At 69.6% G+C, this 14,984-nt stretch carries 15 protein-coding genes; 9 read left to right on the plus strand and 6 right to left on the minus strand.

Going from position 1 to position 14,984, the window contains the following annotated elements; translation table 11 throughout:
* The first annotated feature begins 358 nt into the window (after positions 1-358).
* From ACRAWB_RS05525 to ACRAWB_RS05540, 4 genes are read left to right on the plus strand one after another with little or no spacing between them, the layout of a single operon-like run.
* A complete protein-coding gene (locus ACRAWB_RS05525) occupies positions 359-1,573 on the plus strand; it encodes an ABC transporter substrate-binding protein (RefSeq protein ID WP_431352406.1) in 1,215 nt (404 codons plus the stop codon).
* Positions 1,573-2,772 carry an ABC transporter ATP-binding protein gene (locus ACRAWB_RS05530; RefSeq protein WP_431352407.1) on the plus strand — a complete coding sequence of 400 codons (1,200 nt, stop codon included), beginning with the start codon at positions 1,573-1,575 and terminating at the stop codon, positions 2,770-2,772. The genes ACRAWB_RS05525 and ACRAWB_RS05530 overlap by 1 nt, the downstream gene beginning before the upstream one ends.
* Positions 2,772-3,692, plus strand: a complete 921-nt coding sequence (locus ACRAWB_RS05535; RefSeq protein ID WP_431352408.1) for an ABC transporter permease — start codon at positions 2,772-2,774, stop codon at positions 3,690-3,692. The genes ACRAWB_RS05530 and ACRAWB_RS05535 overlap by 1 nt, the downstream gene beginning before the upstream one ends.
* Positions 3,689-4,540, plus strand: a complete 852-nt coding sequence (locus ACRAWB_RS05540) for an ABC transporter permease (RefSeq protein ID WP_431352409.1) — start codon at positions 3,689-3,691, stop codon at positions 4,538-4,540. The genes ACRAWB_RS05535 and ACRAWB_RS05540 overlap by 4 nt, the downstream gene beginning before the upstream one ends.
* Before the next feature lie 74 nt (positions 4,541-4,614).
* On the opposite strand, the gene ACRAWB_RS05545 is transcribed toward ACRAWB_RS05540, so the two are convergent.
* Both ACRAWB_RS05545 and gabT read right to left on the minus strand, forming a co-directional pair.
* Positions 4,615-5,616 carry an asparaginase gene (locus ACRAWB_RS05545; RefSeq protein WP_431352410.1) on the minus strand — a complete coding sequence of 334 codons (1,002 nt, stop codon included), beginning with the start codon at positions 5,614-5,616 and terminating at the stop codon, positions 4,615-4,617.
* Positions 5,613-6,974: a 4-aminobutyrate--2-oxoglutarate transaminase gene (gabT, locus tag ACRAWB_RS05550; protein WP_431352411.1), complete on the minus strand. Its 1,362-nt coding sequence runs from the start codon at positions 6,972-6,974 to the stop codon at positions 5,613-5,615. Before gabT ends, ACRAWB_RS05545 begins: the two co-directional genes overlap by 4 nt.
* Before the next feature lie 37 nt (positions 6,975-7,011).
* Here gabT and ACRAWB_RS05555 point away from each other — a divergent pair, with 37 nt between their 5' ends.
* Entirely contained in the window at positions 7,012-7,485 is a 474-nt protein-coding gene (locus ACRAWB_RS05555; protein WP_363808828.1) for an OsmC family protein, read from the plus strand.
* Positions 7,486-7,512: 27 nt separating this feature from the next.
* Here the strand turns inward: ACRAWB_RS05555 and ACRAWB_RS05560 are convergent, their stop codons facing one another.
* Positions 7,513-7,746 carry a hypothetical protein gene (locus tag ACRAWB_RS05560; RefSeq protein WP_431352412.1) on the minus strand — a complete coding sequence of 78 codons (234 nt, stop codon included), beginning with the start codon at positions 7,744-7,746 and terminating at the stop codon, positions 7,513-7,515.
* Between the two features lie 67 nt (positions 7,747-7,813).
* Between ACRAWB_RS05560 and ACRAWB_RS05565 the strand changes: the two genes are divergently transcribed.
* The gene (locus ACRAWB_RS05565) at positions 7,814-8,287 is read left to right on the plus strand and encodes a CGNR zinc finger domain-containing protein (RefSeq protein ID WP_431352413.1); all 474 of its coding nucleotides are present in this window, start codon (positions 7,814-7,816) and stop codon (positions 8,285-8,287) included.
* Here ACRAWB_RS05565 and ACRAWB_RS05570 read toward each other — a convergent pair.
* The 3 genes from ACRAWB_RS05570 to ACRAWB_RS05580 are packed head-to-tail and all read right to left on the minus strand — an operon-like array spanning position 8,284 to position 10,941.
* Positions 8,284-9,042 (minus strand): lysophospholipid acyltransferase family protein, encoded by a 759-nt coding sequence (locus ACRAWB_RS05570; RefSeq protein ID WP_431352414.1) that lies wholly within the window; start codon positions 9,040-9,042, stop codon positions 8,284-8,286. The genes ACRAWB_RS05565 and ACRAWB_RS05570 overlap by 4 nt on opposite strands.
* Before the next feature lie 2 nt (positions 9,043-9,044).
* Positions 9,045-9,947 carry a hypothetical protein gene (locus ACRAWB_RS05575; RefSeq protein WP_431352415.1) on the minus strand — a complete coding sequence of 301 codons (903 nt, stop codon included), beginning with the start codon at positions 9,945-9,947 and terminating at the stop codon, positions 9,045-9,047.
* A 7-nt stretch (positions 9,948-9,954) separates the two neighbouring features.
* Entirely contained in the window at positions 9,955-10,941 is a 987-nt protein-coding gene (locus tag ACRAWB_RS05580) for an FKBP-type peptidyl-prolyl cis-trans isomerase (protein ID WP_431352416.1), read from the minus strand.
* Between the two features lie 75 nt (positions 10,942-11,016).
* Here ACRAWB_RS05580 and ACRAWB_RS05585 point away from each other — a divergent pair, with 75 nt between their 5' ends.
* The 3 genes from ACRAWB_RS05585 to ACRAWB_RS05595 all read left to right on the plus strand — a co-directional run bounded on the left by ACRAWB_RS05585 (position 11,017) and on the right by ACRAWB_RS05595 (position 14,909).
* Positions 11,017-12,363: an aminotransferase class III-fold pyridoxal phosphate-dependent enzyme gene (locus ACRAWB_RS05585; protein ID WP_431352417.1), complete on the plus strand. Its 1,347-nt coding sequence runs from the start codon at positions 11,017-11,019 to the stop codon at positions 12,361-12,363.
* A 61-nt stretch (positions 12,364-12,424) separates the two neighbouring features.
* Positions 12,425-13,507, plus strand: a complete 1,083-nt coding sequence (locus ACRAWB_RS05590) for a 1-deoxy-D-xylulose-5-phosphate reductoisomerase (RefSeq protein ID WP_431352418.1) — start codon at positions 12,425-12,427, stop codon at positions 13,505-13,507.
* Between the two features lie 79 nt (positions 13,508-13,586).
* Positions 13,587-14,909, plus strand: coding sequence for a M50 family metallopeptidase (locus tag ACRAWB_RS05595; protein ID WP_431352713.1), 1,323 nt, complete (start codon positions 13,587-13,589; stop codon positions 14,907-14,909).
* Positions 14,910-14,984 lie beyond the last annotated feature (75 nt).

Here is a 14,984-nt window from a genome sequence, read left to right on the forward strand (position 1 = left end):
TAGCGAGGTTCACGGAGGATTTCGACGTTCTTTTCGTGCGTAGTGTGCTGATTTCGCGCCATCCACCGGCACGCGCAGACGTTTTCCGCAGCGGCGGCCGTTCCGAGGGCGGTTCGTCCAGCGCGCACCCCCAGCGCGACCGCGCCGGGTGGACCGTCCCGTCTGCGGTTTCCCGGGCGTTTCGACCGATCCAGCACGGATTTCGTAAAGATTGTGTTTCCAAATGGAGCATCAGAGCACTTTCTGATGCGGATCGCGACGGTTGTGTGTCAGGATCGGTCCACCGCGACGGCACGAGGGCGTGCCGCCGATGCGCCGTCGCCCGTGGTCCGTGTTCGATCCCCCAAGGAGCACCACTGTGAAACCGAGCAACCTCCCGCAAGACCCGATGATCCGCCAGCTCGTCCAGTCGGCGCGCGCCTCCCAGCTCACCCGCCGCGGTCTCCTCGCCGGTGCGGGAGCCGGCGCGGCCGCCCTCGCGCTGGCCGCCTGCTCCACCGGGGGAGCGAACTCCAAGCCCACCGCCGCGAAGGACCAGTCCGCCAGCGACAAGACGCTCACCTGGGCGAACTGGCAGGCGTACCTCGACCAGGATGACGCGGGCAAGTACCCCACGCTCGAGGCGTTCGAGAAGCAGAGCGGCATCAAGGTCAAGTACGACGTCGCCGTCGACGACAACAACACGTACTACGCCAAGGTGAAGGACCAGCTCAAGCTCGGCAAGGACATCGGCGCCGACACAGTCTGTCTCACCGACTGGATGATCGCCCGCTGGATCCGCCTCGGCTACGTGCAGCCGTTCGACGAGGCGAAGATCCCGAACAAGAAGAACCTCGTCTCGAACTTGAAGGACGTCGACTTCGACCCGGGCCGCAAGAAGTCCCTCCCCTGGCAGAGCGGCTTCGCCGGCATCTGCTGGAACAAGGAGAAGCTGCCGAACGGCCTCAAGTCGGTCGACGACCTCTGGAAGTCGGACCTCAAGGGCAAGGTCGGCGTGCTCAGCGAGATGCGCGACACGATGGGCCTGATCCTGCTGCAGCAGGGCGTCGACATCTCCAAGACGTTCAGTGACGACGACTTCAACAAGGGCATCGACACCCTGACGAAGCACGTCAACGACGGCCAGATCCGCAACATTAAGGGCAACTCGTACCTCAACGACCTCAAGTCCGGTGACACCCTCGCCGCGATCTGCTGGTCCGGCGACATCACCCAGCTCAACGCCGAGGCCGGCGACAACTGGCAGTTCGCCATCCCGGAGGCCGGCGGCACCCTGTGGAGCGACAACTTCGTGATCCCGATCGGCTCGCCCCGCAAGGCGAATGCCGAAAAGCTGATCGACTACTACTACCAGCCGGAGGTCGCGGCCGAGGTCGCCGCCTGGGTGAACTACATCACCCCGGTCGAGGGCGCCAAGGAGGCGGCCACGAAGATCGACCCGGAGCTCGCCGACAACCAGCTGATCTTCCCCGACGCGGACACGCTCAGCCAGGTCAAGGTCTTCCGCACGCTGAGCCCTGTGGAGGAGCAGAAGTACCAGGCGGCGTTCCAGAAGGTGATCCTGGGGGCCTGATGGCTAAGGGAGTATTCGCCGAGTCGGGCGCGGACCTGCGCCTGAACGGCATCAAGAAGCGTTTCCCCGGGTTCACCGCGATCGAGCACCTGGACCTCACCATCCCCGCCGGGTCGTTCTTCGCCCTGCTCGGCCCGAGCGGCTGCGGTAAGACGACGACGCTGCGGCTGGTCGCCGGACTGGAGGAGCCGACCGAGGGCAGCATCCTCATCGGTGGTCAGGATGTGACGCGCACCAAGCCGTTCCAGCGTCCGGTCAACACGGTGTTCCAGAGCTACGCGCTGTTCCCGCACATGACGATCCTCGAGAACGTCGCGTTCGGCCTGCGCCGCCGGAGGATCGGCGACCCGATCGCAAAGGCGCACGAGGCGCTGCGGCTCGTGGAGCTCGACCACCTGGCGGCCCGTCGGCCCGCCCAGCTGTCCGGCGGTCAGCAGCAGCGCGTCGCGCTCGCCCGCGCCGTGGTGAACCGCCCGGCCCTGCTGCTGCTCGACGAACCGCTCGGCGCGCTCGACCTCAAGCTGCGCCGGCAGATGCAGCTCGAGCTCAAGAGCATCCAGACCGAGGTCGGCCTCACCTTCGTGCACGTCACGCACGACCAGGAGGAGGCCATGACCATGGCCGACACCGTCGCCGTGATGAACAAGGGGCGCATCGAGCAGATGGGCTCGCCCGAGATCCTGTACGAGCTGCCGTCGACGGTGTTCGTCGCGAACTTCCTCGGCCAGTCGAACCTGTTCGCCGGCCCGGTGAAGGATGCGGGCGCCGAGACGCTGGGCGTCGACGTCGGGGGAGAGCGCATCCAGGTGCCCCGCTCGCGGGCGCAGCGGACGAGCGGCTACGTGACCGTCGGCGTCCGCCCGGAGAAGCTGACCCTGCACACCGACCCCGCCGCGATCGCTTCGGGCGCGAACCGGCTCGGGCCGGGCCGCGTGACCGACGTGTCGTTCAGCGGTGTGAGCACGCAGTACCTCGTCGACGTGCCGGGCATCGGCACCGTCGTCGTGTTCGCGCAGAACACGACCAGTGGACCGGTCGCCGGACTCGGCGCCGAGGTCTGGGTGGCGTGGGATCCGGCGCACACGTTCGTCCTCGCCGACGAGCCGCCCGCGGACGGCCGCTTCGTCGACGACGCGGACACGCAGGCGCTGGCGGCGCAGGCCCGGGAGCGGATGCTGACGGAGCTGGAGGAGGCCTGATGGCCCTCGCCGCGTTCACGGGCGCGCCGCCGACGCAGGATCAGGAGCCCGCGGTCCGCCGCAAGAGCGGCATCGCGCTCGTCCTCCTGCTGCCCGGCGTGCTCTACCTCGTCCTGTTCTTCCTCACGCCGCTGATCTCGCTGATCATCACGTCATTCCAGGCGCCGGTGCCCGACGGGGACATCGGTCAGTACCAGACGGCGTTCCAGTGGCAGAACTACGTCGACTCGTTCTCGGAGTACTGGCCGCAGATCCTGCGCTCGTTCGTCTACGCGCTCATCGCCACGGCGGCGGCGCTGGTGATCAGCTACCCGCTGGCGTACTTCATCGGCGTGAAGATGCGCGGCCGGCCGGTCGCGCAGAACCTGCTGATGACCCTGGTGATCGCGCCGTTCTTCATCAGCTTCCTGCTCCGGACGCTGGCCTGGAAGGCGATCCTCAGCGACGACGGCTGGATCGCCAGCTCGCTCAAGGCGATCTCGGTGCTGCCGCCCGACGCCCACATCACCGGCACTCCGTTCTCGGTGATCTTCGGTCTGACGTACAACTTCATCCCGTTCATGTGCCTCCCGCTCTACTCGACGCTGGAGCGGCTGGACACGCGCCTGCTGGAGGCGGGACAGGATCTGTACGCGAGCCCGTGGACGACGTTCCGGAAGGTGACCGTGCCCCTGTCGATGCCCGGCATCGTCTCGGGGACGCTGCTCACGTTCATCCCGGCGGCCGGCGACTACATCAACGCGTCGCAGGACTTCCTGGGCGCGGCCGACACCTCGATGATGGGCAACGTCATCGAGAGCAACTTCCTGGTGCTGCAGAACTATCCGACCGCGGCGTCGATGTCCGTCATCCTGATGGCCGTCATCCTCGTCATCGTCGGGTTCTACGTGCGGCGGAGCGGAACGGAGGAGCTGCTGTGACCGAGATGACCACGATCACCGACACCACCACTCCGCCGAGCGCAGCGCGAGGGCGGCGACGGTTCAAGGGCTTCGGACTCGGTGTCTACGCGTTCCTCGCGCTGGCGTTCCTGCTCATCCCGATCGTCTACACGTTCGTGTTCTCGTTCAACGACGCGATCAAGAACAACATCGCCTGGCGCGGTTTCACCCTGCGCAACTGGACGAACGTCTGCGACGCCGCCGGGATCTGCGACGCCTTCATGGCGAGCATCATCATCGGCGTCATCTCGACGGTCGTCGCCACGGCCCTGGGCACCATGATCGCGATCGCGCTGATGCGCTACCGCTTCCGGTTCCGGTCGCAGACCAGCCTGCTGCTGTTCCTGCCGATGGCGAGCCCGGAGGTCGTGCTCGGTGCGGGCCTGGCCGCCCAGTTCCTGAGCCTCGGCGTGAACAAGGGCTTCCTGACGATCATCATCGCCCACGTCATGTTCTGCATCAGCTTCGTGGTGGTGACGGTGAAGGCGCGCGTCGCGTCGCTCGACCCGGCGCTGGAGGAGGCGGGACGCGACCTGTACGGCTCGCCGAACGCCGTGTTCTGGCGGATCACCTTCCCGCTGCTGCTGCCGGGCATCCTGTCGGCCGCGCTGCTGTCGTTCTCGCTGAGCTTCGACGACTTCATCATCACGAACTTCAACGCCGGCGCCGTGACGACGTTCCCGATGTACATCTACATCGCTGCGTCCCGCGGCATCCCGGCCCAGGCGAACGTGATCGCGAGTGCGGTCTTCATCCTGACCCTGCTCGTGGTGCTGATCTCGCAGCTGACCGCCGCCGCCCGGGCCAAGCGCCTGGCCCGCCAGTAGCCTCCGAGCACAGGAAAAACGCTCCGGATCCGTGTGGATCGGAGCGTTTTTCCTGTGCTCGACGGCTGGTGGGGCTAGTAGGAGGCGCGGATGGAGCCGACGGGCTCGCCGCGGCCGAGGACGGCGAGGTCGAGCTGCGGGGCTACCCGGTCGACGTCGTCGTGTGTCAGGGCTCCGGCGTCGGCCAGCAGGCGCAGGGCGACGATGGAAGCGGCGCGCAGGCTCCCGTCGATGATCTTCAGCGTGACGGTGGTGCCGTCGGGCGCCGCCATGACCATGACGCCCTCGGCGCCGCCCTTGGCGAAGACGCCGAGCTCGTCGATGACCACCGTGTTCGCGCGTCCAGGACCGTCGATCGCCCAGCCGTTCGCGAGCACCGCGTTCTTCAGGAGCGCCGCATTGCGGAACAGGGCGAACGGCGAGCCGTCCGAGGCAGTCGCGATGCGCTGGATGCCGCGGGCGAGCGCGACGAGCGACATCGCGTGCACCGGGGCGCCGCATCCATCCACTCCGGTCGCGACGACCTTTTCGCCTGTCAGCCGCTCGATCGTGTCGCGGATGTGCTGCTGCACGGGATGCGTCGGGTCGAGGTAGCTCTCGGTCGGCCAGCCGTTGACGCGGCAGGCGAGGAGCATCGCGGCGTGCTTGCCCGAGCAGTTCATGTAGACCGGGTGCTTGTGCTCGCCGGCGCGCACGAGCTCGTCGCGCGACGCGCCGTCGAGCGGCCAGTCAGCAGGGCAGCGGAGCGCGTCCTCCGCCAGCTGACCCTGCGCGAGCAGCTTGCGCACGACGGACAGGTGGGCCGGCGTGCCTGCGTGGCTCGCGGTCGCCAGCACGGCGCTCGCACCCTCCAGCGGGACGCCCGCGCCCATGACCGCCACGGCCTGGAACGGCTTCATGCTCGACCGAGGGAACACCGGGCGCTCGGGCGCGCCGAGCGACTGGGCGATCGCGCCGTCCGGACCGAGTACCACGGCCGAGCCGGCGTGGCGCGACTCCACGAAGCCGCTGCGCTCGACGACCGCCAGCTCGACGGCCTCGTCGACCGAGAAGACCTCTGCCGCCACCGCGCTCACAGCCCGGCGATGGCGTCGTCGATGACCGACACCGCGTCGGCGATCAGCTCGTCGGACACCGCGAGGCTCGGCAGGAAGCGCAGGACGTTGCCCCACGTGCCCGCGTTGAGGAACAGGATGCCCTGCTGCGCCGCCGCCGCGACGATCGCGTTGACCGCCTCCGGGTTCGGCTCCTTCGTCGTCTGCGCCGTGCCGGGCTTGACGAGCTCGACGGCGATCATGGCGCCGACGCCGCGGACGTCGCCGATGATGTCGTACTTCTCCTGCAGCTTCTCGAGGGCCGGCTTGAGCGCCTTCTCGATGCGCTGTCCCTCGGCGAGGAGGTCGTTGCGCTCGATGGTCTCGAACACCGCGATCGCGGCGGCCGCGGCGACCGGGTTGCCGCCGAACGTACCGCCGAGGCCGCCGGGCTGGGCGGAGTCCATGATCTCGGCGCGGCCCGTGACAGCGGCGAGCGGCAGGCCGCCCGCGATGCCCTTGGCGCTCAGCACGAGGTCGGGGACCACGCCGAAGTGCTCGCTGGCGTAGAACGCGCCGGTGCGCGCCATCCCGGACTGGATCTCGTCGGCGATGAAGACAACGCCGTTGGCGGTGCACCACTCCTGGAGCGCCGCGAGGTAGCCCTCGGCCGGGACGATGAAGCCGCCCTCGCCCTGGATGGGCTCGGCGACGAGGCAGGCGAGGTCGGACGCGCCGACGACCTTCTCGAGGTAGGCGATGGTGCGCGCGGCCGCCTCCTCGCCGGTGAGCCCGTCGCGGTACGGGTAGGAGTTCGGCGCGTGGTAGACGTCGCCGGCGAACGGGCCGAAGCCGGTCGCGTACGGCATGGCCTTGAAGTTCATGGCCATCGTGAGGTTGGTGCGGCCGTGGTAGGCGTGGTCGAGCACGGCGACGGCGCGGCGGCCGGTGAACTTGCGGGCGATCTTGACGCCGTTCTCCACGGCCTCGGCGCCGGAGTTGACCAGCACGGTCTTCTTGGCGTGGTCGCCGGGGGTGTGCTCGGCGAGCAGTTCGGCGACGCGCACGTACTCCTCGTACGGGGTGATCGTGAAGAGCGTGTGGATGACGTCCTGCAGCTGCCCGGCCGCGGCCTCCACGACCGCCGTCTCGGTGTGGCCGACCGTGGTCACGCCGATGCCGGCGCCGAAGTCGACGAACTGGTTGCCGTCCACATCCACGAGGATCGCGCCGTTCGCCTTGGCGATGTACACCGGCAGGGCGGACGAGACGCCGGTCGGCACGACCGCGAGGCGGCGCTGGTGCAGCTCCTGCGACTTCGGGCCGGGGACGGCGGTGACGATGCGGCGTTCTTGTGGAACGGAGAAGACGGGCGCGGGGGTGCTCACGGTGTCAGTCATGGTGAACCGAGTCTACCGGCGGTGCGAGAATCGGACCATGAAGCTGGAGCACGGGTACGCGATCGATCTGCAGTGGACGGGCAACCGGGGGACGGGCACCAGCGGGTACAAGGACTACGGGCGCGACCACGTCGTGTCCGCCGCGGGCAAGCACTCCATCGAGGGATCGGCCGACCGCGTGTTCTTCGGCGACCGCGACCGCTGGAACCCCGAGGAGCTGCTGCTCGCCGCGCTCTCGCAGTGCCACATGCTCAGCTACCTGGCCGAGGCGGCGCGAGCGGGCGTCGTGGTTGTGGGCTACACGGATGCGGCGACCGGCACCATGGAGCAGACCGGCAACGGCGGCGGCCACTTCACCGAGGCGACCCTGCGTCCTCGCGTGACGATCGCCGACCCCGCCCAGGCCGAGCTGGCCGCGTCCCTGCACGCCCCCGCCTCGGAGAAGTGCTTCATCGCCGCGAGCGTCAACTTCCCGGTCCACCACGCCCCCGAACTCCTCACCCTCGCCTGACCCCTCCGGCGGAACCGAGGGCGAGGGTCAGGCGCAGCCGAGGCGCGGCGCGGATGTCGGGGAGGCGGCGGGCGCAGGAGTGGCGGACTGCGGGGGCTCGGCGGCGGCCCAGCGCTGGATGGCCGCGCGCCAGCGGTCGTCGCGGGAGAGCGGCGGCGGCTGCTCGGTGCCGGAGTCGCGCTGCGCCCGCAGCACCGCCTCCTCGCGCTGGCGCTCGGTGAGGTCGTTCACGGAGATGGACCAGAAGAACAGCGGATGCATGATAACCACCTATCAGCGTTGAGTAGTTACACAGTACCGTAACCCGCTATTGAGTTACAATGGTTACATGCGTACGAATGCGACCCCCGAGCTGGGCGCCGACCTGCTCGTGTCGTTCCTCAACACCCTCGACGTCGAGGAGGACGTCGATCAGCTCGCCGACGACGCCGTCGCCGCTCGGTGGGCCGCCGAGAACGGCCTCGAGCCGGGCGACCGGGCAGAGGCCCAGCGGGTGCGCGACGCGCTGCGCGCGATCGTCGCCGGCGAGGAGGCGCCCCTCCCGTCCCTCGCCCTTCCGGTCGCCCCGCAGCCCGGGTCGGTCGCCCTGACCGCCCGCACCGCCGCCGAGGCCGCCGTGGCCAGCGCTGTGGTGCTCGGCATCCAGGGCAAGCTCGGCCGCGTGAAGCTGTGCGGGGGAGAGGACTGCCGCTGGGCGTTCTACGACGCCTCCCGCAACGGGTCGCGGCAGTGGTGCAGCATGGAGGTCTGCGGCAACCGGCAGAAGGCGCGTACCTACCGCGCCAAGGAGAAGGACGCCTAGAAGCGCTCGGGGCGCAGTGCGCGCTTGACGCGCTCCACGGTGCTCGCGGGCGGCGCCTCGTTGTAGACGCCGGCCAGCTCCTGCCCGGTGAGAGAGTGGATGGCCGCCATGATCGCGTCCGTCGCCTGGCGTCGTGCGCGTCCGGACTCGGGCGGCCCGAAGTGGGACAGGTCCAGCGGCTCGCCGAACCGCACCGTGATCCGGTGCGGCTTCGGGAACTTGGCGCCGACCGGCTGCATCTGGTCGGTGCCGATGAGCCCGACCGGCACGACGACAGCGCCGGTGGTGAGAGCGAGCCAGCCGATCCCGGTCCGGCCCTTGTAGAGGCGGCCGTCGAGCGAACGGGTGCCCTCGGGATAAAGCGCGAACGCGGCGCCGGTGTCGATGATGCGTCGTGACTGGTCCAGCGCCTCCTGGGCCGCCGCTCCCGCCCCGCGCTTGACCCCGACCGCTCCGATGGCCGTGAAGAAGGCGCGGGAGATGCGTCCCTTCACGCCCGTGCCCTCGAAGTAGCTCGACTTCGCGAGGAACTGCACACGCCGCGGGGCCGTCATCGGGATCACGACCGAGTCGATGAACGACAGGTGGTTGCTGGCGAGGATGACCGGGCCGTGCTTCGGGACGTTGCGCTTGCCGATCACGTGCGGCCGGTAGACGAGCTTGAGCAGCGGGGCCATCAGGATGCGACCGGCGTAGTACATCGCGCCGGGCTTCTGTACCTCGGCGACGCCTTCGTCGGTCTGGTCGCTGCTCATCCTTACGAGATTATGCGCGCGCGTATGCCGTGAGCGGTATGCGAACCGTTCACGGCTTGAGCGGGGTGCCCATCCGGCAGCCGAACCCGCCGGTGTAGGTGAGGCAGCTCTCGACGAAGCCGGTGTACCGCACCGCCAGCGGCGACCCGAACCACGAGGAGTAGAGCCGCGAGAAGTTGAGGTTGCCGTACGCCGAGCACGCGCCTCCCTGACCCTTCCTCGCCTTCAGCGTCTCGTCGTTCGGCTGGTACGGCGTGTAGTTGTACAGGTCTCGCCGTCGCCTGGTTGAGGATCCTCACTTCGCCGGCGCCGCACGCCGGATCCGGGTGGTACTGGATCCGGTTGTCGCCGACCTTGTACCGCCAGTCGCCGGGATGGACGGTGTACTCCCGGAACTGCCACGCGGCCCGGTACACCTGGTTGAAGAACCCGAAGTAGCGGGTGTCGCACGCCGCGGTGTCCGGGCAGGCGTAACCGGTCGCCTTCTGGTAGCCGGATGCGCTCGGTGCGGTGAGGAGCGACTGCTCCTTCTGCAGCAGGACGAGCAGCACGCGCGGGCTGACGGTGCACGCCTTGGCGACGCGGGCGATGATGCTGCTCGCCGCCTCCTTCTTCCGCGCGGGCATGGCCGCGCAGCGCTCCGCCGACGCGGGCTGGGCTGGCGAGTTCATCCGGAAGTCGGCGAGGCACGGCACGCCGTCCTTCGGGTGGCACGACCGCTCCTCCAGGAAGTCCTGGATCTGCCCGGGGGTCATCGCATCCGGGTTGTAGAAGCTGTCGTCGCTGATGATGTAGCCCGGGTAGAACGGCGCGGGCGACTCGGCCAGCGCGGGCGCGGGCACCAGCGCGAGGCCCGCCGCGACGGCGGACGCCGCGGCGATCAGACGCAGGCGGGGGAGCCGCACGGGCTGCCTAGCGGGACGTCTTCAGGATGTCGATCACGAACACCATGGTGTCCGTGGCCTTGATCTCGCCCGAGCCGGCCGAGCCGTAGCCGTCGGCGGGCGGCACGATCGCGATGACCTGCGAGCCGACCTTCTGGCCCTCGAGCGCCTTCTTGAACCCGGGGACGACGCCGGTGGTCTGGAACGACGCGGGCGCTCCACGGCTCCACGACGAGTCGAACATCTCGCCGTTGCGCCACAGGACGCCCTTGTACTGGACGGTCACGGTGTCGCCGGCCTGGACGGTCTCGCCGTCGCCCTCCTTCAGCAGCGCGATCTTCGTCTCGGTGGGCGCGTCGGCCTTCGGGATGGTGATGCTCGGCTCGCCGGTCTTGGCGTTGAGCTTGACGGTCGGGAAGCCGGCGGTCGGAGCCAAGTCCTTGCCGTCCGCGCGCGTCGGCGGGATGTCGACGACGTCGGCGACGAACACGACGCTGTCCTTTTCGGTGAGGCTGAGCTGGGAGAGGTCCTGGTTGCCGAAGGCGTCCTTCGCCGGCGCCGTGAGCACGACGCGCGAGCCGATCGTCAGGCACTCGACAGCGCGCACCAGGCCCGGCACGAACGCCTTGTCGTTCAGCTGGACGGTCGCGGCGGCCTGGCCGTCGAAGCCCTGGGCGGCGGTCAGCTCCTTGCCCGTGGTGCCGTTGTAGGCGGCGAGCGCGATGTCGACCGTCGCGCCCTCCTTGGCCTCCTCGCCGTCGCCCTTGGTGACGACGGTGCGCTGCAGGTCGGTCGCCTTGAGGGGCGTCGCGAAGGTGACCTTGGGGGTCTTCTGGTAGTCGCCGCTGACCTTCACCGAGTCGGAGGTGGAGCCGGACTTCACGTTCTGGCAGGCGGCGGCGCCCGGGGTCGCGGTCGAGGACGGCTCGGACGAGCTGCTGCTGCACGCCGCGAGACCGGCGACGAGAAGGGCCGCGGTCGCGGACGCGGTCAGGGCCTTGAGAGAGGTACGCACGGTCGTCCATCCTGCCCTATCCGCCTCCGCCGAAGCTGACAAGAGGTCATGGGTGCGCTGGATGCGCCGCCTACGATGGAAGGCATGACCCGCGAATTCTCCGTGCCCCAGTCCCGTCACCTCGTCACCGAGCTGCCCGGCCCGCGCTCCGTGGAGCTGCAGCAGCGGCGGGTCGCGTCGGTGAGCCGCGGCGCGGGCACGCTCGCGAACATCTACATGGAGTCGGGCTCCGGCGCGATCCTCGTGGATGTAGACGGCAACCGCCTGATCGACCTCGGCTGCGGCATCGGCGTGACGACCATCGGCCATGCGCATCCCGCCGTCGCCGCGGCCGCCGCGGAGCAGGCGTCCAAGCTCACGCACACGCTGTTCACGGTCACCCCGTACGAGAACTACGTCGCGGTCGCCGAGAAGCTGCAGCAGATCACGCCGGGCGACTTCGAGAAGCACAGCATCCTGGTCAACTCCGGCGCCGAGGCGGTCGAGAACGCGGTCAAGATCGCCCGCAAGTACACGGGCCGTCGCGCCATCGCGACGCTCGACCACGCCTTCCACGGCCGCACCAACCTGACCATGGCGATGACCTACCGCCCCTGGCCGGAGCGCGCCGGGATGGGCCCGTTCCCCGGCGAGATCTACAGCCTCCCGATCAGCTACCCGTTCCGCGACCCCGAGGGGATGACCGGCGAGGAGGCGGCGGAGCGCACCATCGACTACATCCGCACCCACATCGGCGCGACCGAGCTCGCGGCGCTGTTCGTGGAGCCCATCCAGGGCGACGGCGGCATCATCATCCCGGCGCCCGGCTACTTCGCGCGGCTGGCGGAGTTCTGCGCCGAGAACGGCATCGTGTTCGTCGCCGACGAGATCCAGGCCGGCATCGGCCGCACCGGCACGTGGTACTCGATCGAGCACCACGGCGTCGTGCCCGACCTCGTCACCAGCGCCAAGGGCATCGCCGGCGGGTTCCCGCTCGCGGCGGTCACCGGCCGCGCCGAGATCATGGACGCGGTCCAGCCCGGCGGCATCGGCGGCACCTTCGGCGGCAACCCGGTCTCGACGGCGGCAGCGCTGGCCACCCTCCAGGCCATCGAGGATGAAGACCTCCTCGGCGAGGCCCGCCGCGTCGAGCAGGCGCTCCTGGCCCGCATCGGCGACTGGGCGGAGCGGTTCCCGGTCGTCGGCGAGGTGCGCGGCAAGGGCGCGATGTTCGGCGTCGAGCTCGTGAAGCCGGGCACGAAGACCCCGAACCCGGAGGCGCTGCAGGCCGTACTCGCCCACGCGACCCGCAACGGGGTCATCCCGCTGGATGCGGGCAGCTGGGACAGCGTCCTGCGTCTGCTCCCGTCGGTCGTCATCAGCGAGGAGCTGATCGACGACGCGGCCACCGTGCTCGAGGAGGCGCTGGGCCGGCTGGGCTGACCCCGGGTCGAGCGGGCCGATCCGCCACCTCGGCCGAGCCGCGCCTGCGTACGATGGCAGCGTGCGCAGAGTCATCATCCTCGGGTCCACCGGTTCGATCGGCACGCAGGCGCTCGACGTCGTCGCGGCGAACCCCGACCGGTTCCGCGTCGTCGGCCTGAGCGCCGGCCACAACGCCGCGGACCTCGCCGCGCAGGCGGAGCGCTTCGGGGTGGTCGACACCGCGCTCGGCGCCGACGACTCCGAGCTGCTGGTTCGCTCGGTCGAGGCGGATGTGGTGCTCAACGGCATCACCGGCTCCGTGGGACTCGGGCCGACACTCGCCGCGCTGGAGGTCGGCGCGATGCTGGCGCTCGCCAACAAGGAGTCGCTGATCGTCGGCGGCGGGCTGGTGAAGCGCGCGGCCGCGCCGGGGCAGATCGTCCCGGTCGACTCCGAGCACTCCGCCATCGCGCAGGCCCTGCGGTCGGGCTCCCGCGAGGAGGTGCGGCGACTGGTCCTGACCGCCTCGGGCGGTCCGTTCCGGGGACGCTCGCGAGAGTCGCTGCGCGACGTGACGCCGCAGGAGGCGCTGGCGCATCCCACCTGGGATATGGGCCTCGTGGTCACCACCAACTCGTCGACGCTCGTCAACAAGGGCCTCGAGGTGATCGAGGCGCACCTGCTGTTCGACGTGCCCTACGACCGGATCGACGTCACGGTGCATCCGCAGTCCGTCATCCACTCGATGGTGGAGTTCGTGGACGGGTCGACGATCGCGCAGGCCTCGCCTCCGGACATGCGCCTCCCGATCTCGCTCGGCCTCGGCTGGCCCGACCGCGTCCCGGACGTCGGGGCGCCGCTCGACTGGACCACCGGGCACACCTGGACCTTCGAACCGCTCGACGACGCGGCGTTCCCTGCCGTGGCGCTGGCGAAGCGGGTCGGCATGGCCGCCGGGACGTATCCGGCCGTCTTCAACGCGGCGAACGAGCAGGCCGTCGCCGCGTTCCACGCCGGTGCGATCGGCTACCTCGACATCCTGGGCACGGTCGAGCGGGTCGTGGACTCGCATGTCCCCGCGGGCGAGCTGACCCGCGAGTCGCTGGCCGAATCGGAGCGCTGGGCCCGGTCCAAGGCCGACGCCCTGATCGCCGCACACTGACAGAGGCCGCATAGCCCGCACCGAGCGGCTTCGCGGCCAGCTCCAAGGCGGCCGCCGCTACCCTGAAGCCGTGGAATCCGTGCTCCTGTTCGTCCTCGGCGTCGTCATCATCCTGATCGGCGTCGCGCTGTCGATCGCGCTGCACGAGGTCGGGCACCTGGTTCCCGCGAAGCTGTTCGGCGTCAAGGTCACGCAGTACATGATCGGGTTCGGCAAGACGCTGTTCTCGTTCAAGAAGGGCGAGACCGAGTACGGCGTCAAGGCCATCCCGCTCGGCGGCTACATCTCGATGATCGGGATGTTCCCGCCCGGCAAGGAGGGCGGCCGCGGCCGCAACGCGACCACCGGCTTCATGCAGCAGATGGTGCAGGACGCGCGCACCGCGAGCTCGGAGACCGTCGCCGTCGGCGAGGAGGAGCGCACCTTCTACCGCCTGCCGGTCTGGAAGCGCATCGTCATCATGTTCGGCGGCCCGTTCATGAACCTCGTGATCGGGGTCGTGCTGTTCGGCGTGCTCCTGATGGGTTTCGGCGCGCCGCAGAGTTCGACCACGGTCGCCACGGTGAGCCAGTGCGTGCTGCCCGCCGGCAGCACCTCGGCGACCTGCCCGTCCGACGCGACCCAGGGGCCGGCGGCCGCCGCGGGCCTCAAGCCCGGCGACACCATCGTCAGCATCGACGGCCAGAAGATCAGCAGCTGGGATCAGTCCACCGCGATCATCCGGAAGTCGGCCGGCCAGCCGCTCACCATGGTGCTCAGCCGCGACGGGGAGCAGCGCACGGTGCAGGTGACGCCCGTCGTCAACAAGGTGGCGAAGACGGACGCGAACGGCGCCGTGGTCAAGAACGCCGCGGGCGGCATCGAGACGCTGACCGTCGGCTTCGTCGGCATCGGTCCGGTGACCAAGCTCGTCCCGCAGCCCCCGACGGCGGTGCTCCCCGCGGTCGGCGCGCAGACCGCCGCGGTGGCCAACGTCTTCGTGCACCTCCCGCAGCGGATGGTCGACGTCTGGAACGCCGCCTTCGGGTCCGCCGAGCGCGACCCTAACGGCCCGATCAGCGTCGTCGGCATCGGCCGCGCGGCCGGTGAGCTCACGGCGCTCGATGGCGTGCCCGTGGTGGACAAGGTCTACACGATGATCGGCATGCTCGCGTCGCTGAACATCGCGCTGTTCGTATTCAACCTCGTCCCGCTGCTCCCGCTCGACGGCGGCCACATCGCGGGTGCCCTGTGGGAGGGCTTCCGGCGCACGATCGCGAAGATCTTCCGTCGCCGCGACCCGGGCCCGGTGGACATGGCCAAGCTGATGCCGCTCACCTTCGCGGTCGTCATCGTGCTGGGCGGGATGAGCGTCCTGCTGATGTACGCGGACATCGTCAAGCCGGTCAACCTGTTCGGCTGACCGCGTTCCGGCCGCTTTCGGCCGCCATCCAGCCCGCTCCCACTCCGCTGCGTAGGATGGGGACGTGGCAGCAAT

The sequence above is a fragment of the Leifsonia poae genome (assembly GCF_050632865.1).
Taxonomy (GTDB): domain Bacteria; phylum Actinomycetota; class Actinomycetes; order Actinomycetales; family Microbacteriaceae; genus Leifsonia; species Leifsonia poae_B.